This window comes from Mesorhizobium sp. WSM4935 (genome assembly GCF_029625735.1).
Classification (GTDB): Bacteria; Pseudomonadota; Alphaproteobacteria; order Rhizobiales; family Rhizobiaceae; genus Mesorhizobium.
The window spans coordinates 131,478-147,655 of record NZ_JARTVR010000012.1; the positions used below are offsets into that span (position 1 = coordinate 131,478).

At 63.5% G+C, this 16,178-nt stretch carries 20 protein-coding genes and 3 tRNA genes; 13 read left to right on the forward strand and 10 right to left on the reverse strand.

Annotation, left to right across the window (positions count from 1 at the left end; all coding sequences use genetic code 11):
• The first annotated feature begins 380 nt into the window (after positions 1-380).
• Positions 381-587 (forward strand): DUF680 domain-containing protein, encoded by a 207-nt coding sequence (locus P9273_RS23995; RefSeq protein ID WP_278050975.1) that lies wholly within the window; start codon positions 381-383, stop codon positions 585-587.
• Between the two features lie 270 nt (positions 588-857).
• Positions 858-1,106, forward strand: a complete 249-nt coding sequence (locus P9273_RS24000) for a DUF680 domain-containing protein (RefSeq protein ID WP_278050976.1) — start codon at positions 858-860, stop codon at positions 1,104-1,106.
• Between the two features lie 72 nt (positions 1,107-1,178).
• Here the strand turns inward: P9273_RS24000 and P9273_RS24005 are convergent, their stop codons facing one another.
• Genes P9273_RS24005 through purM form a run of 3 tightly spaced genes read right to left on the reverse strand, consistent with a single transcriptional unit; the run spans position 1,179 to position 3,483 of the window.
• Positions 1,179-1,694 carry a SixA phosphatase family protein gene (locus tag P9273_RS24005; RefSeq protein ID WP_278050977.1) on the reverse strand — a complete coding sequence of 172 codons (516 nt, stop codon included), beginning with the start codon at positions 1,692-1,694 and terminating at the stop codon, positions 1,179-1,181.
• Positions 1,695-1,702: 8 nt separating this feature from the next.
• A complete protein-coding gene (gene purN / locus P9273_RS24010; RefSeq protein ID WP_278050978.1) occupies positions 1,703-2,407 on the reverse strand; it encodes a phosphoribosylglycinamide formyltransferase in 705 nt (234 codons plus the stop codon).
• Entirely contained in the window at positions 2,404-3,483 is a 1,080-nt protein-coding gene (gene purM / locus P9273_RS24015; RefSeq protein ID WP_278050979.1) for a phosphoribosylformylglycinamidine cyclo-ligase, read from the reverse strand. The genes purN and purM overlap by 4 nt, the downstream gene beginning before the upstream one ends.
• 182 nt (positions 3,484-3,665) lie before the next feature.
• Here purM and P9273_RS24020 point away from each other — a divergent pair, with 182 nt between their 5' ends.
• The 3 genes from P9273_RS24020 to hdaA are packed head-to-tail and all read left to right on the forward strand — an operon-like array spanning position 3,666 to position 6,163.
• The gene (locus tag P9273_RS24020; RefSeq protein ID WP_278050980.1) at positions 3,666-4,298 is read left to right on the forward strand and encodes a CDP-alcohol phosphatidyltransferase family protein; all 633 of its coding nucleotides are present in this window, start codon (positions 3,666-3,668) and stop codon (positions 4,296-4,298) included.
• Entirely contained in the window at positions 4,195-5,457 is a 1,263-nt protein-coding gene (locus P9273_RS24025; RefSeq protein ID WP_442920253.1) for an AI-2E family transporter, read from the forward strand. The genes P9273_RS24020 and P9273_RS24025 overlap by 104 nt, the downstream gene beginning before the upstream one ends.
• A gap of 1 nt (position 5,458) precedes the next feature.
• Complete coding sequence (gene hdaA / locus P9273_RS24030) at positions 5,459-6,163, forward strand: DnaA regulatory inactivator HdaA (protein WP_278050982.1); 705 nt, start codon at positions 5,459-5,461, stop codon at positions 6,161-6,163.
• Positions 6,164-6,356: 193 nt separating this feature from the next.
• On the opposite strand, the gene P9273_RS24035 is transcribed toward hdaA, so the two are convergent.
• From P9273_RS24035 to P9273_RS24050, 4 genes are all read right to left on the reverse strand, one after another.
• The gene (locus tag P9273_RS24035) at positions 6,357-7,079 is read right to left on the reverse strand and encodes a hypothetical protein (protein WP_278050983.1); all 723 of its coding nucleotides are present in this window, start codon (positions 7,077-7,079) and stop codon (positions 6,357-6,359) included.
• A 63-nt stretch (positions 7,080-7,142) separates the two neighbouring features.
• Positions 7,143-7,219 (reverse strand) — tRNA-Pro (locus P9273_RS24040).
• 73 nt (positions 7,220-7,292) lie between these two features.
• Complete coding sequence (locus P9273_RS24045; RefSeq protein WP_278051027.1) at positions 7,293-8,468, reverse strand: flavin-containing monooxygenase; 1,176 nt, start codon at positions 8,466-8,468, stop codon at positions 7,293-7,295.
• A gap of 135 nt (positions 8,469-8,603) precedes the next feature.
• Entirely contained in the window at positions 8,604-9,572 is a 969-nt protein-coding gene (locus tag P9273_RS24050; RefSeq protein WP_278050984.1) for an NAD(P)H-dependent oxidoreductase, read from the reverse strand.
• Between the two features lie 246 nt (positions 9,573-9,818).
• On the opposite strand from P9273_RS24050, the gene P9273_RS24055 reads away from it, so the two are divergent.
• The 5 genes from P9273_RS24055 to P9273_RS24075 all read left to right on the forward strand — a co-directional run bounded on the left by P9273_RS24055 (position 9,819) and on the right by P9273_RS24075 (position 11,041).
• Positions 9,819-10,124 carry an ETC complex I subunit gene (locus P9273_RS24055; RefSeq protein ID WP_041001802.1) on the forward strand — a complete coding sequence of 102 codons (306 nt, stop codon included), beginning with the start codon at positions 9,819-9,821 and terminating at the stop codon, positions 10,122-10,124.
• A gap of 51 nt (positions 10,125-10,175) precedes the next feature.
• Positions 10,176-10,252, forward strand: a tRNA-Arg gene (locus P9273_RS24060).
• A gap of 84 nt (positions 10,253-10,336) precedes the next feature.
• On the forward strand, positions 10,337-10,615 hold the full coding sequence (locus P9273_RS24065; protein ID WP_278050985.1) for a type II toxin-antitoxin system RelE/ParE family toxin: 279 nt from the start codon (positions 10,337-10,339) through the stop codon (positions 10,613-10,615).
• Between the two features lie 27 nt (positions 10,616-10,642).
• Positions 10,643-10,951 carry a HigA family addiction module antitoxin gene (locus tag P9273_RS24070; RefSeq protein ID WP_278050986.1) on the forward strand — a complete coding sequence of 103 codons (309 nt, stop codon included), beginning with the start codon at positions 10,643-10,645 and terminating at the stop codon, positions 10,949-10,951.
• A 13-nt stretch (positions 10,952-10,964) separates the two neighbouring features.
• Positions 10,965-11,041, forward strand: a tRNA-Arg gene (locus tag P9273_RS24075).
• A gap of 40 nt (positions 11,042-11,081) precedes the next feature.
• Here the strand turns inward: P9273_RS24075 and P9273_RS24080 are convergent.
• Positions 11,082-11,987: a LysR family transcriptional regulator gene (locus P9273_RS24080; protein ID WP_278050987.1), complete on the reverse strand. Its 906-nt coding sequence runs from the start codon at positions 11,985-11,987 to the stop codon at positions 11,082-11,084.
• Between the two features lie 157 nt (positions 11,988-12,144).
• On the opposite strand from P9273_RS24080, the gene P9273_RS24085 reads away from it, so the two are divergent.
• Positions 12,145-13,014 carry an NmrA family NAD(P)-binding protein gene (locus P9273_RS24085; RefSeq protein ID WP_278050988.1) on the forward strand — a complete coding sequence of 290 codons (870 nt, stop codon included), beginning with the start codon at positions 12,145-12,147 and terminating at the stop codon, positions 13,012-13,014.
• Between the two features lie 11 nt (positions 13,015-13,025).
• On the opposite strand, the gene P9273_RS24090 is transcribed toward P9273_RS24085, so the two are convergent.
• Positions 13,026-13,811 (reverse strand): hypothetical protein, encoded by a 786-nt coding sequence (locus P9273_RS24090; RefSeq protein ID WP_278050989.1) that lies wholly within the window; start codon positions 13,809-13,811, stop codon positions 13,026-13,028.
• A gap of 180 nt (positions 13,812-13,991) precedes the next feature.
• On the opposite strand from P9273_RS24090, the gene P9273_RS24095 reads away from it, so the two are divergent.
• Positions 13,992-14,573: a CatB-related O-acetyltransferase gene (locus P9273_RS24095; protein WP_278050990.1), complete on the forward strand. Its 582-nt coding sequence runs from the start codon at positions 13,992-13,994 to the stop codon at positions 14,571-14,573.
• 21 nt (positions 14,574-14,594) lie between these two features.
• Positions 14,595-15,554: a glycosyltransferase family 8 protein gene (locus P9273_RS24100; RefSeq protein ID WP_278050991.1), complete on the forward strand. Its 960-nt coding sequence runs from the start codon at positions 14,595-14,597 to the stop codon at positions 15,552-15,554.
• Positions 15,555-15,852: 298 nt separating this feature from the next.
• Here P9273_RS24100 and P9273_RS24105 read toward each other — a convergent pair whose 3' ends face one another.
• Positions 15,853-16,095, reverse strand: a complete 243-nt coding sequence (locus tag P9273_RS24105) for a DUF982 domain-containing protein (protein ID WP_278050992.1) — start codon at positions 16,093-16,095, stop codon at positions 15,853-15,855.
• Positions 16,096-16,178: the final 83 nt, after the last annotated feature.

Genomic DNA, 16,178 nt, shown 5'->3' on the forward strand with positions numbered 1-16,178 from the left:
GCGGACGCCCAGACGTCGGTCGTCGCGGGTGCCAACCACGACCTGTTCGGCAATCACTAAGCGTTCTGTTCTAGACGAACCTCAAAGCGGCGGGCTTGTCCCGCCGCTCTGCTTTTACGCAGCCGGCTATCCGGAGGGCCGGCTTTGCGGCTGCTGATCAAGCATTCATCACGAAGCGGTGATGCCTGTAACGGGGCCTGGGCTGCCGTCGAAGTGGGAGCAAGGGCCGTTAGACGGGGCCGATGCAAGGAAATTCAAGCGAGTGGAACGAGCGGGCAGCACCCCGGGCGATGTCCGAGGTCGTCCTGGCACCACTGCGTCATCGGATCGTCAACCGTGCCCGATCGAAAAGCGCAACCCCAGAACCAGGAGTATTTGAAATGACCAAGATCGCACTCACCGCAGCCGCTATTCTCGTCGCCACGGGCTCTGCCTTCGCCAGTTCCGACCATTACGGCTCGGCCAACGCCAACCAACCGGACGTCACCATCGATCGGACCGTGACGACCTCGATCACGAAGTCGGACGCGGATGTCCGCAGGCCGGTGGCGCAGGGCACCAATCACGACCTGTTCGGCAACCATTGATCCGGTGCGGAAATACCAGCGGCGGGCTTGTCCCGCCGCTTTGCATTTATACAGCCGGCTACCGGCAATATGAATCACTTCACAAGTTTCTGTATCACAAGCATTTGTAATCGCTTGCCTTTTTTGGAGCGAAGTCGAAGCCGACGCTGCTCCGGCCGCTGAAAAAGCGAACGCGCCGGGAATAAATCGCGGCCGCCGCGGGTCTTCTCGGCAGCGGGGCCATCCTCCCAAGGCCACCGCGATGGAACGACACAAACAAGGAAATCGAACATGACCAGGATTGCATTCGTCGCGGCCGCCATACTTGCCGCCGCCATGGGCACCGCATCCGCTGGCAGCGATCACTACGGCGCTGATGGCGTGAACCAGGCAGCCGTTGGCGCCGACACCAACGTCACGGCTTCGATCCCGAAGCACAAGACAGTCAAGCCGGCTCCGAAGGTTGATACCGAGATGAAGACTGGCGCGACCGGCGCTGCAGATTGGCCGGGTCCGCCATCGGACAACTGGGGCAATTGAGCTCGTCTTTGAAGATATTGAAGGCGGCGGGCTTGCCCGCCGTTTCGCTTATGGGCCGGCAGGCTTTGGGCTCTACGTCAAATCCTTCGGCCGAATGCAATGGGTCAGCCGCGCGCCGTGGAAGTCGAGATGTGCCCAATCTCCGTCCAGCGTGAAGCGGGCAAGCGCTGCCGTCGGAAACTTCGCTTCGATCTTCTTGAATGAACCCTCATTCGACCCGGCGCCGGCCAGCCGCAGCGCAAAATGCTGCAGGCCGGGATTGTGGCCGATCACCAGCAGGTTCGTCGCCCTGGCCTGCCGCACGCGCGCCAGGATGGCGGCCGGCGCGGCCTCGTAGAGCTCGTCCGCGAATTCCGCCTGCGCGTGCTTCGGCAGTTCCTGGGCGACCAGCCTCCAGGTGTCGCGCGTGCGCAGCGCCGGCGAGACCAGCGCCAGATCCGGCAACCAGCCGCGCCGCGAAAGCTCCTGCCCCATCAGCGGCGCCGTCTTCAGCCCGCGCGGGGCGAGAGGACGGTCGAAATCCTCAAGCTTGGGATCGTCCCAACTCGACTTGGCGTGGCGCAGGATGAGCAGTTGTCTGAGGGGCATTGCAGCCTCTACGGCGTGATCCGCGCCAACTGTTCGAGGTCGGTCTCCTCGCGCAGCGGGTCGGGCGCCATCACCACCGAGGTGGCGTTGTCGGCGTCGTCGGCGAAATGGGCAAGCACGGTGTGGCCCTTTTCCATGCGCGCCTTGCCTTCCGCGACGAGACCCAGCGCCAGCGGGTAGAGCCGATGCTCCACCTTCAGCACCCGCGCGGCTAAAGTGTCCTCATTGTCGCCGACCATCACCGGCACGGCGGCCTGCGCGATAATCGGGCCGTCATCCATCTCGGGCGTGACGAAATGCACCGAGCAGCCATGGATGCGAACGCCGGCGCGGATCGCACGCGCGTGCGTGTCCAGACCTTTGAAGGCCGGCAGCAGGGCAGGGTGGATGTTGACCATGCGCCCCTGCCATTTCTCGACGAGGCCAGGGCCGAGGATCCGCATATAGCCGGCCAGGGCGACGATATCGGCGCCGAAGCCGGTGAGCGCCGCATCGATTGCGTCGTCGTGGGCATCCTTGCTCGGATGGTCGGCGCGCTGGATGACCTTGGTGGCGATGCCGCGCGACTGCGCGATGCCGAGGCCGGCGTTGGCGCGGTCGGAAATGACGCCGACGATTTCCGCCGGATAGCTTGGATCGGCGGCGGCGGCGATCAGCGCCGTCATGTTGGAGCCGCGTCCCGAGATCAGGACGACCGTGCGTTTCCTGCTCATAGGCCGATCGAGCCCCGATAAATGACGCCCGCGTCGCGGCGCGGCACAATGCGGCCGATCGGCGTCACCGTCTCGCCGGCTTCCTGCAGCACCGCCGCCACCTGAGCCGCCTGGCCGGAGGCGACGGCGAGGATCATGCCGATGCCGCAATTGAAGGTGCGCATCATCTCTTCCGGCGCGACGCCGCCGGTCCTGGCCAGCCACGAGAACACCGGCGGCACGTCGATCGCCTCGAGGTCGAGCTCTGCGGAAAAGTCCTTCGGCAAGACGCGCGGGATATTTTCCGGGAAACCGCCGCCGGTGATGTGGGCGAGGGCTTTGATGCCATGCGTGTTGCGGATCGCCTTGAGGATCGACTTCACATAGATGCGCGTCGGCTCGAGCAACGCCTCGGCGAGGCTGAGCTCCTCGTTGAACGGCGCCGGATCGCTCCAGCCAAGCCCGCTCGCGGCAACGATGCGGCGCACCAGCGAAAAGCCGTTGGAATGCAGGCCGGAGGAGGCAAGGCCGAGCAGCACGTCGCCCTCGACGATATCGTCGGTCGGCAGCAACTGGCCGCGTTCGGCCGCGCCCACGGCGAAGCCGGCAAGGTCGTAGTCCTTGTCGTGATACATGCCGGGCATCTCCGCGGTCTCGCCGCCGATCAGCGCACAGCCCGCCCGCCGGCAGCCTTGCGCGATGCCGCCGACGATCGAAGCGCCCTGGTCCGGATCGAGCTTGCCGGTGGCGAAATAGTCGAGGAAGAACAAAGGCTCCGCGCCCTGCACGACGATGTCGTTGACGCACATGGCGACGAGATCGATGCCGATCGTGTCGTGCTTGCCGGACTCGATGGCGATCTTGAGCTTGGTGCCGACGCCATCATTGGCGGCGACCAGCACCGGATCGGTGAAGCCTGCGGCCTTCAAATCGAACAACCCGCCAAAGCCGCCGATCTCGCCGTCGGCGCCCGGCCTGCGCGTCGCGCGCACCAGCGGCTTGATCTTCTCGACCATCAGATTGCCGGCATCGATATCGACGCCCGCCTCGGCATAGGTGAGCCCGTTCTTGCGCTTGGCCTTGTCGCCCTTGCTCATCGTCGGCTCGTCCCTGTTTCCATTGCGGGCTCTTCGCATGAATGGTTTCGGGGAGCAAGGATGACGGATGTTGAGATGGACAAAACCGTGGAAAGTGGACGAGGCGCCGAAGCCGCCCCCGCTACTTGCGCCCGCCGCCCATCTCCCTCATCTATTCCCTATAACCCACGACGGGACGTGCGGTGACCATCCCCAATCTGATCACCATCCTGCGCTTGCTGCTCGTGCCCGCCGTGGTGCTGGCCATGCTGCAGTCGTTTTGGGGTTGGGCCTTCGCCGGTTTCCTCGTCGCCGGCATCTCCGACGGTGTCGACGGCTTCATCGCGCGCCGCTGGAACCAGTCCTCCCGCCTCGGCGCCTATCTCGATCCGGTCGCCGACAAGCTCCTGCTGGTCTCGGTCTTCGTCGTCATGGGCTTTGCCGGCGAACTGCCGCTCTGGCTGGTGGTGACCATGGTCTCGCGTGACGGGCTGATCGTCTGCGCCGTGCTCCTGTCCAGCGTGATGAGCCATCCGGTCGAGGTGAAGCCTCTCTTCGTGTCGAAGGCCAACACCGCCGCACAGATCGTGCTGGCGGCGTTGGTGCTGGGCGAACTCGCCTTTTCGGTGCATCTCGGCCCGCTGCGGACCGCGCTCATATTGCTGACCGGGGTCTTGACCGTGGCTTCGGCCGCAGCCTATCTCGTGGCTTGGCTAAGGCATATGAGCGGCTATGGCGAAGGCTCCCGGACGAGCAACTCCCAAACCGGCGACATCGAGTCGGGCGACACCAAGTCGGGCATCGGCAAATCGGGCGGCTCCGGCGCGGACGCCTGACAGCGATGGCGCGGTGATCGTCGCCGACGACGTCTCGGGCGGGCTTCGCCGCCAGATCTTCTTCTGGTTGGCGACGGCCGTGTTGCTGGCGCTGTTCCTCTACATCTTCTCGGGCATCCTCCTGCCGTTCGTGGCCGGCATGGTGCTCGCCTATTTCCTCGACCCGGTTGCCGACTGGCTGCAGCGGCTCGGCCTTTCGCGCCTCATGGCGACGGTGGTGATCCTGATCGCCTTCATCGTCGTTGTGGTGTTGGCTTTCGTCATCCTGGTGCCGGTGCTGGCGACCCAGATGGCCGATTTCGCCCGCAAGCTGCCGGAATATCTCACCCGCTTGCAGTCGCTGATCACCAGTTTCGACCCGAAATGGCTGGAGCAGCGCTTCGGCGTCAACGCCGCCGGCCTGCGCGAAGGGCTGAATTCGCTCTTGACCTCCGGCTTCAGCCTGCTCACCACCGTCTTCACCTCGATCTGGAGCTCGGGCGTGGCGCTGGTCTCGGTGGTGAGCCTGTTCGTCGTCACCCCGGTCGTCGCCTTCTACATGCTGCTCGACTGGGACCGTATGGTGGCCGAGGTCGACGGCTGGGTGCCGCGCGACCATGTCGAGACGGTGCGTGCGCTTGCCCGCGACATCAACACCGCCACCGCTGGCTTCGTGCGCGGGCAGGGCACGCTCTGCCTGGTGCTCGGCGCCATGTACGCGACCGGACTGACGTTGACCGGCTTGAACTTCGCCATCCTCATCGGCTTCTTCGCCGGGTTGATCTCCTTCATCCCCTATGTCGGCTCGCTGACCGGGCTGGTGCTCGCCGTCGGCGTCGCCTTCGTCCAGTTCTGGCCGGACTGGACCATGGTGGTTGCGGTCGCCTGCGTGTTCTTGGTCGGCCAGTTCATCGAGGGCAACATCCTGCAGCCGCGGCTGGTCGGAAAGAGCGTCGGCCTGCATCCGGTATGGCTGATGTTCGCGCTTTTCGCCTTCGGCGCGCTGTTCGGCTTCGTGGGCCTTTTGATCGCGGTGCCGGCCTCGGCCGCGATTGCCGTGCTGGTGCGCTTTGCCATCGCCCGCTATCTCGAATCGCCACTTTACCAGGGTCACGTCGCCCAGCCCGTGCCGCCATTGCCGGCCGATCGCGGCGGCGGCCACCGCTCGACGCAGGGCTGAAATGGCTGCTCAGCCAGCAGATACGCCGCGCCAGCTGCCGCTCGATCTCGGCCACGGCACCGGCTATTCGCGCGATGAGCTCGTCGTCTCGGGCACCAATGCGCAAGCGGCATCGCTGATCGACCGCTGGCCGGACTGGCCGTCACCGGTCGTGGTGCTGGCCGGGCCGCCCGGCTCAGGCAAGACGCATCTCGCCCGGATCTGGCAGGATAGGGCGCATGCCGTCGCCATCGATTCCGGCCGGATCGGCGACCACATAGCCGGTCTCGGCAGCAAGCCGGTGCTCGTCGACGACATCGACAAGGCGGCGATCGACGAGCCAGGCCTGTTCCACCTGATCAACGCCGTGCGCGGCGCGGGCTCGACGCTGCTGCTCACGGCGCGGCGTTTCCCCTCAGCCTGGCGCGTCGCGCTGCCGGATCTCGTTTCGCGGTTGAAGGCGGCAGCGACGATCGAGATCCACGAGCCCGACGATCTGCTGCTCGCCGGCGTCATCACGAAGCTCTTCGCCGACCGTCAGGTCGAGGTCGAGCCGCATGTGGTGCAATATCTGGTGCGCCGCATCGAGCGCTCGCTCGGCACCGCCATGCGCGTCGTCGAGCGACTCGACCGCGCAGCCCTCGAGCGCAAGACGCCGATCACCCGCGCGCTCGCGGCCGAGACCGTCAGCGCCATGGATGAGGGGCAGGGCGAGTTCGATATCTGATGTTGAACTGCCCGCGCGACGTTAGAGTGGCTGTCCCATTCCGGAACAGTCTTTCCGGCATCGCTCTTGCAACGCAGACAGTGCCGGCTGACCCCGGCCCCGATCGCGTTCCAGATCGGGTTGTAGGCTCGCCGGGCTCGAGGTGTTGGGGTTCTCGCCCGGCGGGTTTACCGTTCTAGCGGCACGAAATGGGCTAGGTCCGCGTACCCTTGAGCCTGTCCCGCAGCCTTCGCCATTTTCGCCGCCACCATGGTTTCGGTTTGCGCGGGACCAGCACCATCTTGCCGTCGATAACGGCGTCATCCACCCAGTCATGCACCTGCATGCGCCAGCTGGCCGAGACGCGGGCAAGCAGGGGAAGCGGATCGTCACCGTCGATCCGCACCAGTTCCGGATCCTTCAGCACGAGGTGGAAATCGAAACCCTGGGCGATGAGCGCGCGCAGGAAGACGATCTGCCGGCCCATGCGATGGAAGTCGGTGCCCTCGCCATTGACCATCGTGCGGGCGCCGATCCACTGATGGAGGCGGGCGCCTCTTAGTGTTTCGGCGGGCGGGCGGAAGGAAACCTGTTGGCGCCCGTCTTCGATGCGCCTTGTCGGTGTCAGCGGATACCAGAAATCGAGCGGCGCGCGGATCGGCACCCTGATGCTGGCGCTGGCAAGCGCGGCCTCGGTCGCGCCGCGCCGGAGGCAGATCGCGCTATCGGCCATAAATCCCAGTCCCGCCAGCGCGTCGAGCAGCAACTTGCCGCCACCCATGGCGAAGGCTGCATTGACGCGGTCATTTATGACGGGAGACCACAGGTCGCGCGGCACCCATGTCAGCCGTCGCCTGGCGCCATCCACGACGACGATGATGTCGGTATTGGCGTCCCAATTGTCCCTGTCGAGGATCGCTACGACCACCGCTGCCAAGGTGAGATCCCCTCTGGCCGGAATGCAAGGACGCCGAGACCGGCTGGTCTAGGAAGGAAGCGATGGTCGGAGTGGCGTGATTCGAACACGCGACCCCCTGATCCCAAATCAGGTGCGCTACCAGGCTGCGCTACACTCCGACATCCCGCGGCGTATAGGGGGCGCGCGCCTGGAAGGCAACACAAAAACGGAGGTCGAAAATGACCGTTCAGCTCAGCGCTTCTGGCCGGCGATCTTCCTGGCGATCGCAGCGCCCTGGATTATTGCGTTGGCAAAGCAGCCGCGAATGCTCGGCCGCATGCCGGTGAACCAGAGTCCAGGGAGCTTCGGATCGTTCGCGGCGCCGTTGAACAGCGGCACGCCCTTGGCGTCGAGCACGCCAAGCCCACCCAGCATCGTCTCCAGCCCGGTGCGATAGCCGGTGGCCGCAATGACGATGTCCGGCGCGATCGTCTGGCCGTTGTCGAGCACGACGCCATCGGGCCTGAATTCGCGCAATTGCGGCACGACGATGATGCGCCCGGCCTTGATGGCTTCGACCGCTCCGTCATCCGCGGCGATCGCCGTATAGTCGGAACCGAGCCGGCTGGCCCCGCCCGCCGGGGCAGGCGGCAGGCCGTATTTCGTCAGATCGCCGAACACAAGACGCTGCGTTGCGGCCATGGCCGCGTCAGCGAGCCTTGTCGGTAGGCTCGCCATGAGCGGCGATATGCGGTGCACGGCGATCTTGGCGATGCGTTTGGGCAGCAGCGAAGGTCCGTTGCGCGCCGCAAGCCACATCTGGCCCGTCTCGACATGGGAAAGATGGTTGAGCGCGTCGAAACCGGAATTGCCGGCGCCGACCACCAGCACCTTCTTGCCGGCATAGTCGCTTGCCTTGCCGAAATCGGCGGAGTGGATGATCGATCCCGAAAAATCCTCCATGCCCTTCCAGGCCGGAATGAAGGGTTGCCGGTCGCGCCCGGTGGCGATCACCACGGACCGCGCCGCCATCAAGCCCGTATTTGTCTGCAGTAGCCAGTGGTCGTCGCGAAATTCGATTTCGTCGACCTTGACGCCGAAGGAGATCGGCAGCCGGTGCGTTTTGGCGAAATCGTTGAGATGACGGATGACGGCGCTGCGATGCGGAAAAGCCGGCGTCCCTGCCGGATAGGAAACGCCGGGCAATGAGGAGAGGTCGCGATGCGTGTTAAGATGCAGGTTGTCGTGACGGCGGTGCCAGGGCTCGGCCAGCCGCCCCTCGCGCTCCAGGATTTGCACCGTCACGCCGGCCCTGGCCAGCGCATGCGCGGCGGCAAGCCCCGCGGCGCCCGCGCCGATGACAATCGTGCCGTCCAGTATCGCTGGCTCGCCGACCCCCGACGGCAAGACTTTCGCTGCCGCGCCCATTCGTGTCTTTATCGTCGTCATCATGCCTTCAAGTGGCACGATCATGTATCTGACATATGCCGCCCGCCCGCCAAAAGGAATAGATGGCTGTTGCAAAAACCGCCGGCATTGTGTCGCGGGTTTTACAAATGCTGGCTAATGAACCGGGTCGGCGTGGCGATGCACCAGCTTGAAGGCGCCATCCTCCAGCCGGAACACTTCCGTCACCCGCAAGGTCATCTCGGTCGACTCGCCGTTTCTGCCCATGCGGGTTTTGGCATGCTGCAAGCCGGTCCAGAAGGCCAGATCGCCGCTCGCTGAGGCCTGCAGCACCTCGAGGTCGGTGCTGCCGCCCTTGTGGAAGCTCGCAGCATCGCGCTCGTAGCGGCCCGCAACCGCCTCGGCGCCTTCGAGATGGTCGCCGCGCGGCGAAAAGAATGTCGCCGGCCCGGCATGGGTGACGATCGCCTTCAGCGAGGTGGCATCGCCGTTGACATAGTCCTCGGCGATCTTCTCGCGCTGCTTCATGAAGGCATCGAAGGACGAGCCGCCCGGATGCACCCTCCTGATCCAGCTTTCCAGGCCGGCCATGAAGGTCTCGAGAAAGGCCGCGGTGTCGGCATTGGTAACGGCGCCCTTGTCGTCGAGCAGCTGCGCGACATTGCCGATATAGGCCTCCGGCTGCTGCATGACCGGCATGTCGAGGAAGACGAAGGTCTGCCGAAGCGCCTGGTTGGAGCCGAAGGCGCCGATCTTGCTCGGGCTGACGCTGACGACCCCGGCGGGCAGGCCTTTGAACACGCTCTTGCCCGGCGGACGCGAGCCGACATCGAGCGCATTCTTCAGACAGCCCGGGATCGAGCGGTTGTATTCCGGGGTGACGAACAGCACCGCGTCGCATTCGCGTATCGCCGCGCGGAAGGTCGACCACGCCGCCGGCGGGCTGTCGCCGTCCAGATCCTCGTTGTAGAGAGGCAATTCGCCGATCTCGACGAAGCGGCAGCGCACCGAATCCGGCGCACGGGCGGCCAACGCCTTGGCGATCTTGCGGCTGAAGGACTGGGCGCGCAGGCTGCCAACAAGCACGGCGAGCTGCAGGACAGCATGTTCGGTTGCATCGGTCATGGCGAAACGTCCGTTTTGGTGGTGGCTCACAGGGAAGGCCGGCACGGCTCGGCCCGACGTTTCGATAATGTCGGCAGCGGAGCGAGGTTCCCCGCGCCGTCGCGGGCGCCCCTCGGCACCTGCGGCCTTGCCGCCGCGGTGATTGCACAGTAATGACGGGTTGGCGCGAGGTTTCAGGCTCCCGGTGGGGTCCTGGAAGCGGCGCTGAACGAGAGTGCCCGGTCTTCGGGCGGCAAAGAGGTGGTCATGTCCGCGCGCATTTTCAGTCCAGCCAAAACCGCGATGCAGTCCGGCAAGGCAAAGACCGGGTATTGGGTGCTGGAATTCGATCCCGCCCAGCGCAAGAAGATCGACCCGCTGATGGGCTACACCAGCTCGGGTGACATGCTGAGCCAGGTGAAGCTCACCTTCGACACGAAGGAAGAGGCGATCGCCTATGCCGAGAAGGAAAAGATCGCCTACCGCGTCGAAGAGCCGAAGGAAGCCAAGCGCCGGCAGATTTCCTATTCGGACAATTTCCGCTATGACCGCAGGACGCCTTGGACGCACTGACTCTGTTATTGCGTCGCCTCGGCGTAACATCAGCCGGCCCGGGCGGCCGACGGTCCCGTAGCTCAGCTGGATAGAGCACCGGCCTTCTAAGCCGATGGTCGCAGGTTCGAATCCTGCCGGGATCGCCAGTTTGGGCAATTCTTGTCGATTGCAAATGTACGCGTATTGCTTACATGAGATTGACTCGTGTACGCTATCTGCTTACGTGAGGCATGATCAAGTCATTCAAGAGCAAAGCGCTGGCCGACTTGTTCGAGACCGGGAAAACCGGGAAGATCGACGTCAAGATGCATAAGCGCATCCTGGTCAGGCTTGATCGCCTTGAGGCATCCGAGCGGCCGGAAGATATGAACCTGCCGGGGTTTGATTTTCACGCGCTGAGAGGCTTCGACCCGACCCGCTATACGGTTCACGTGAACGGCCCGAGGTGCATTACATTTGAATTCGACGGCGAAGACGCCGCCCGCGTCGATTTCGAGCAGTATCATTGAGGCGGACAGACTGGGGAAGTTTGATTGATGAGCGAGCACAAGCCGAAGCGTCCGATTGAGCGTTGCCCGTCCCACCCGGGAGCGCTGCTTGAGGACATCATCCCGGCGACTGGAAAGACCAAGGTGGAAATTGCCAGGCTGCTCGGAATCTCCCGACAGCAGCTCTACGATATCACCCGCGAACGGAAGCCGGTATCGCCGTCCGTTGCGGCTCGGCTTGGAAAAATGTTCGGCGACGGCGCTGCAGTCTGGCTTCGCATGCAGGCAGCCCATGATGCCTGGCACGCCGAACGTGAAGTGGATGTGAGCGCTATACCGACTTTGCACGCGGCTTAGAAGTTTGCTCGGCGGTCCCGTAGCTCAGTTGTAAAGAGCATCGGCCTCCTAAGTCGATGGTCGCAGGTTCGAATCCTGCCGGGATCGCCATTTTTGTTCAATGGCTTACGAGATCCGGTTGACTCTGGATTTAAACTTTCGCCAAGAGATCTGCCACGAAATCCACGAACGCCCGCACCTTGGCGGTGCGGTATTGTCGCGAAGGGTAGATCGCGTGGAGCGGGAAGAGTTCGTCCCGCCAGTCGGGGAACAGCTCGATCAGCCGCCCGTCGCGCACCTGCTCGCGCGTCGCGAATTCCAGAACCTGCGCGATACCGGCGCCAGCAAGGCAGGCGTTGAGCATGGTCGGCGCGTCCGAAGTCATCAGCCTGGTCTGGACGCTGACCGGCAGCACCTCGTTGCCGCGGCGAAATTCCCACTCATAGGCGCGGCCATGCGCGGCATCCCAGAAGTCGATGGCGTCGTGGTCGGGCAGATCGCCGGGGCGCTGCGGGCGGCCCCGGCGCTCGATGTAAGCGGGAGCGGCGACGGTGAGTATGCGCGTCTCAAACAACTTGCGCGCGGTGAGCGAGCCGGACGGCGGATCGCCGAAGCGCAAGGCGAGATCGAACCCGTCGGCCACCAAGTCCCCCACCGCGTCGCGCATGATGAGTTCCAGGCGCAATTCCGGATATAGGGACAGAAACCGGCCGGCATGCCCGGCCAATACCAGTTGCGAGAAGAACGGGTCGACATTGACGCGCAGCCTGCCGCGAACCACCAAAGTGGCACCTGTGGCCTCTACCGCCGCTTCCTCGATGCCGTCGAGGTGAGGGCCGACCCGCTCGTAGAAGCGCCGCCCTTCGTCGGTCAGGTGCATGGTGCGCGTCGTGCGGTCTAGGAGCCGCACCCCGATACGGGCCTCCAGCCGCTGGACGGCGCGGCCTACGCCCGAGGCGGTCATGCCGAGCGCGTCTGCGGCCCGCGCCATTGAGCCGGCTTCGACCACCGCCATCAGGACCGTCACGCCGGATAGCAATCTTCCGTCATAAGGCATGTGTCATTCCCAACCTGAAGTCCGGATTATGATGACATATCGGCGCTGGAATCAGCAAGAAAAGGGTGGGACAAGGCCGGCACCGATTTCCGCTGGCCTGGTTCCTGTTTCGTCGGCCGCGATCCCGATCAACCAGAACGATCCGAAAGGCATAATCATGTTCGCTGTTACAGCAATCACCGGCCGCGTGGGCAGCGCCGTAGCCGAAACGCTGCTCAAGTCCCGGCGCAAGGTTCGCGCCGTTATTCGCGACCAGGCCAAGGCCGCGCCCTGGCTTGCCAGGGGCTGCGAGATTGCGGTTGCCGATCTCGGCGATGCCGGGCCGCTCGCCGCGGCGCTGTCGGGCGTCGAAGGCGCATTCATCCTGTTGCCGCCGGTCTATGATGCCGAATTTGGCTTCCCAGACGTGCTGCCGAAAATCGCCGTCATCCGCGAGGCGCTGCACAGGGCGTTGCCGTCCAAGGTCGTCGTGCTGTCGACGATTGGCGCGGATGCCGCGGAGCCCAACCTGCTCAATGTGTTGCGCCTGTTGGAAGAGGCGCTCGCCGATCTGCCTGTGGCCGTGACGTTCCTACGTGCCGCCTGGTTCATGGAAAATGCCCAGTGGGATCTCGCCGCGGCGCGCGAGGGCGTCATCGACAGCTACCTCCAGCCGCTCGACCGACCGGTCGCGATGGTCGCTGCCGCCGATGTCGGCAGGACCGCTGCGGAACTTCTGCTGGAGGATTGGAGCGGCCACCGGGTGATCGAACTGGAAGCGCAACACAGAGTGTCGCCGAACCAGATCGCCGCAGCCTTCGGCAAGGTCCTCGGCCGCAGGGTGGAGGCGCGTATCATCCCACGCGAACGCTGGGAGACGATCTTCCGCGACCAGGGCATGCGCCATCCCGCCATGCGCATGCGCATGCTCGACGGCTTCAATGAGGGCTGGATCGATTTTCGCGAGCCGAACGCCCTAAGACGGCAAGGAAGGATTGGCATCGAGGAGGCGATCGCCAAGATCGCCGGGGCGGCTTGCCGTACCTGACAACTGCCGACTTAAAACGACCACCTATCCCGCTGGCGCCATAGGTCCATGGGAGTTCGCCACAAGCGATACCAGCCGGCTCTCCTTATCTGCTCCGCAATTGGAGCGTCACCGTACATCTCGAAGAATTGCAGCACGCGCGGACTGGCAAAAGCTTTCTTTCCTCGGGTGTTGTAGTCGCTGACCGGAAGGTGGTGTCGGCTGACAGCTAGCTCATTTCGGGAGAGCGCAACACCGATGCAGAACTGCTCCGGTGCATCGGTATTGGTCAGTTCGCGTACGGCTAGCATCGCGGCATAGGCCTCGGTCAAGGCACTGATGTTGGCCCGATGAATGCCAAGGATTCCGCTTTGCCACATCGGTTCGTCGCCCGTCAGAGTGTAGTCTCCGATCTTGACGCCTTTGCCTGAGAGAACCGGATAACGCCGATGCCGGCCCTCACACTTGCGCATGAAAGAGCGTATCGGGGTAATTTGCCGAAATCCTCTGGTCGGATCGAGATAAGGGTAGTGGTCGGAGTCCATGAAGATGAGGCGGTCCGCCCGATTCAGGATTTCGATCAGGCACGCAGCCTTGATTCCGAAATGATAGCGCCAGCCGAAAGACATCAACTCTTTCTGGCCGGCCGTTATGGTCATCGTCTCGACGGGGTATGGACGAAAGAATTCGGGCCTGTCTGTTGCGACGATTATATTGGCATGAGGGCAATGGTACAAAAGCTTAAGTGCGCTTAGCAGTGCGCCAAAATGATAAACCTCGTTATCGCCATAGGCGACATAGCCAAAAACGTCGTTCATTCGATCATTTGGGAGAAGTGTCTGGGATGCTCCCACTACCAACACGCGCAAATCCAATCCACCCAAAAGTTCCCATGGAGGAGCTAGGTTTGGTGGATCGGTCCCTTGCGCCTGTACAAAGTTTTTTGGTTGATCGGTCGATCGGTCCAAGTCGCAACGAGCGTTGGGGAGGTATCTGGAATGTCGGCGCTTTCCAAATGGCTGAGGGACCTGCGTTCCAAATTGCCGGAACACGTCAAGGTCGGCCGTCACACTTACGGCGTGACATGGCGAAAGGTCCTGTTTTCCGCAAAGGACGCTCCGCTGGAAATCGGCGCCTTCTGCTCGGTCGCCGGTCAAGTGCTTTTCATTTGCTCTGGCCAGCATCCAACTGAGAGTGCAACCTCGTTTCCGATTTACAGCCGGTTGCTGAAGCAGCCCGAGCCGGTCGCAAATGCCGGCAGGCCAGGCGGCATTGCTGTCGGCAATGATGTCTGGATCGGCAATGGCGCGATGATCTTGCCGGGTGTGGAAATCGGCGACGGTGCTGTCGTCGGGGCAGGGGCGGTGGTCACGAAGAGCGTGCCGCCTTACGCGATCGTCGGCGGGTCACCGGCAAGGTTGATCAGATACCGCTTTTCGCAGGACGTCATCTCGAAACTGCTCGCCATCCGGTGGTGGCATTGGGACGACGAGAAGATCAAAGCCGAGGCGGCCGCGCTGACCGGCCCGATCGAGACTTTTATCGAGAGGCATTCTGTGGCAGGCACCGCGACGAAATGACGGGCAGCGGTTAGCGGAACGATGAAGTCGTGTTTCTTCCTGGCGGCGGATGCCAACTACTTTCCGTATGCCTGCCTGACAGTGCGCCGGATACTGGATGTCTCTGCACCGATCGACGGCTTTCTGCTTTACACCGGTGCGAGCGAAACGGATCTTGAAGTCGCCAGCCGCCTGTTGAAAGGCAGGGTCGAGCTGGTCGATGTCACGGACTTCATGACGAATTTCGGCTTCCGTTTCGGAACCTACAGCATTGCCGCTTACGTTCGGCTTTTCGCCGACCGGTTTCCGTTCTTCGAGCCATATGATCGCATCGCATACACAGACTGCGATGTTCTCTTCAATCGAGATATCAATGACCTGGCTGGACAACCGCTGCGCGCCCCTCTGCTCGCCGCGCATGACGACTATATGTATTTCAGGCCTTCTTACCGGCAAAGGCTCAAGCTGGCGCCCGGTGCGCCATACTTCAATTCCGGGGTCGTTGTCTTCGATATGAACGCCGTTCGCGAGAGTGCCCTGTTGGAGCAGACGCGAAAGACCGCCGTCGAAGGTCAGATGAACGACCAGAACGCCCTCAACATCGCCTTCGAAGGCAAATGGCAGACGATGCACCCGAACTGGAATTTGCAATCGCTGGGGACACGGGAATTTCGCTTCTCCCAGGCCTGGGCCAGGCATTTCGCCGGCGGCAAGCCGTGGGGCAACCAGGTCGGGGTCGAGCTGGAAGCGCTGAGCATCTGGCGCGACCTGGCAAAGGACACGCCCTGGCGTAAGCCGTTCGAGCAGCGCATACCCTTCGAGCGCGGCGTGATGAAGCGCTTCTTCCGCCGTTTCGACGCCGTCGCCGGTCTTTTCGGCAAGGATATCCAGCGCCGCCGCGCCAGATATGACGGCGCGAAAATGCATCAGATTTACGCCCGGCAGGCTGAAGAAGGCGCACTGGCGGTCCAGTTCCCGGAAGTTCTTGGTGGCTTTGCCTGATCCGGCCGCGCGCCCGATTGGCGCCGCGCCATTGTGGATAATAACCGCCCGTTTACCATGTCCCTGTGCTCGCGTTGCGACCTGCCGGCCGACTCGGCGAAATGGAGCGGCCTGAACCCGTCAGGCAACCCCAAAGCCAGGCGGCCGGCGTTTTCATGTACCCCACGGGACGCGTGCTTGAACGCGTTCCAAGTATGCGTCGGCCGTCACTGCATTGAAAACGCAAGCCCGCCGCGGCAATGGGAAACCGCGACGGGCTTGGTGGCGCCGCTCATAGGGCGCCGTGGGAAAATCGGGGCTACGCCAGCAGGCCGGCGACCTTGGCAGCCTTGCGCAGCGTCTTGCGGGCCTCCACCGGGCTGCGCAGGCCATCGAGCGCGTCGCGGCAGACACGGCTCGCCGAGCGCCAGGTGCGGTCGCGCGCCTGTCTGGGCCAGCGCTGGTCAAGACATTCCATGGCCTCGAAGCAACTCGAAACCTTGCGCTGGCCGTTTGGTTGGAAATCGATCACGACTGGCACGGAAAACCAGACATCGTTCATCACTTCCTCCGTTCTTATGATCGTCTTTTGAGCAAGCAATCGGCGCCGGACGGCGCCCGATGCGGCTCCGCGATTGCGGACCC

Excerpts from the sequence above, each read along its gene's own strand:
- P9273_RS23995 (WP_278050975.1), top strand. The coding sequence starts at position 381 with ATGACCAAGATCGCACTCACCGCAGCCGCTATTCTCGTCGCCACGGGC.
- P9273_RS24000 (WP_278050976.1), top strand. The coding sequence starts at position 858 with ATGACCAGGATTGCATTCGTCGCGGCCGCCATACTTGCCGCCGCCATG.
- P9273_RS24005 (WP_278050977.1), bottom strand. The coding sequence starts at position 1,694 with ATGCCCCTCAGACAACTGCTCATCCTGCGCCACGCCAAGTCGAGTTGG.
- purN (WP_278050978.1), bottom strand. The coding sequence starts at position 2,407 with ATGAGCAGGAAACGCACGGTCGTCCTGATCTCGGGACGCGGCTCCAAC.
- purM (WP_278050979.1), bottom strand. The coding sequence starts at position 3,483 with ATGAGCAAGGGCGACAAGGCCAAGCGCAAGAACGGGCTCACCTATGCC.
- P9273_RS24025 (WP_442920253.1), top strand. The coding sequence starts at position 4,195 with ATGGCGAAGGCTCCCGGACGAGCAACTCCCAAACCGGCGACATCGAGT.
- hdaA (WP_278050982.1), top strand. The coding sequence starts at position 5,459 with ATGGCTGCTCAGCCAGCAGATACGCCGCGCCAGCTGCCGCTCGATCTC.
- P9273_RS24045 (WP_278051027.1), bottom strand. The coding sequence starts at position 8,468 with ATGGGCGCGGCAGCGAAAGTCTTGCCGTCGGGGGTCGGCGAGCCAGCG.
- P9273_RS24050 (WP_278050984.1), bottom strand. The coding sequence starts at position 9,572 with ATGACCGATGCAACCGAACATGCTGTCCTGCAGCTCGCCGTGCTTGTT.
- P9273_RS24055 (WP_041001802.1), top strand. The coding sequence starts at position 9,819 with ATGTCCGCGCGCATTTTCAGTCCAGCCAAAACCGCGATGCAGTCCGGC.
- P9273_RS24065 (WP_278050985.1), top strand. The coding sequence starts at position 10,337 with ATGATCAAGTCATTCAAGAGCAAAGCGCTGGCCGACTTGTTCGAGACC.
- P9273_RS24070 (WP_278050986.1), top strand. The coding sequence starts at position 10,643 with ATGAGCGAGCACAAGCCGAAGCGTCCGATTGAGCGTTGCCCGTCCCAC.
- P9273_RS24080 (WP_278050987.1), bottom strand. The coding sequence starts at position 11,987 with ATGCCTTATGACGGAAGATTGCTATCCGGCGTGACGGTCCTGATGGCG.
- P9273_RS24085 (WP_278050988.1), top strand. The coding sequence starts at position 12,145 with ATGTTCGCTGTTACAGCAATCACCGGCCGCGTGGGCAGCGCCGTAGCC.
- P9273_RS24090 (WP_278050989.1), bottom strand. The coding sequence starts at position 13,811 with ATGAACGACGTTTTTGGCTATGTCGCCTATGGCGATAACGAGGTTTAT.
- P9273_RS24095 (WP_278050990.1), top strand. The coding sequence starts at position 13,992 with ATGTCGGCGCTTTCCAAATGGCTGAGGGACCTGCGTTCCAAATTGCCG.
- P9273_RS24100 (WP_278050991.1), top strand. The coding sequence starts at position 14,595 with ATGAAGTCGTGTTTCTTCCTGGCGGCGGATGCCAACTACTTTCCGTAT.
- P9273_RS24105 (WP_278050992.1), bottom strand. The coding sequence starts at position 16,095 with ATGAACGATGTCTGGTTTTCCGTGCCAGTCGTGATCGATTTCCAACCA.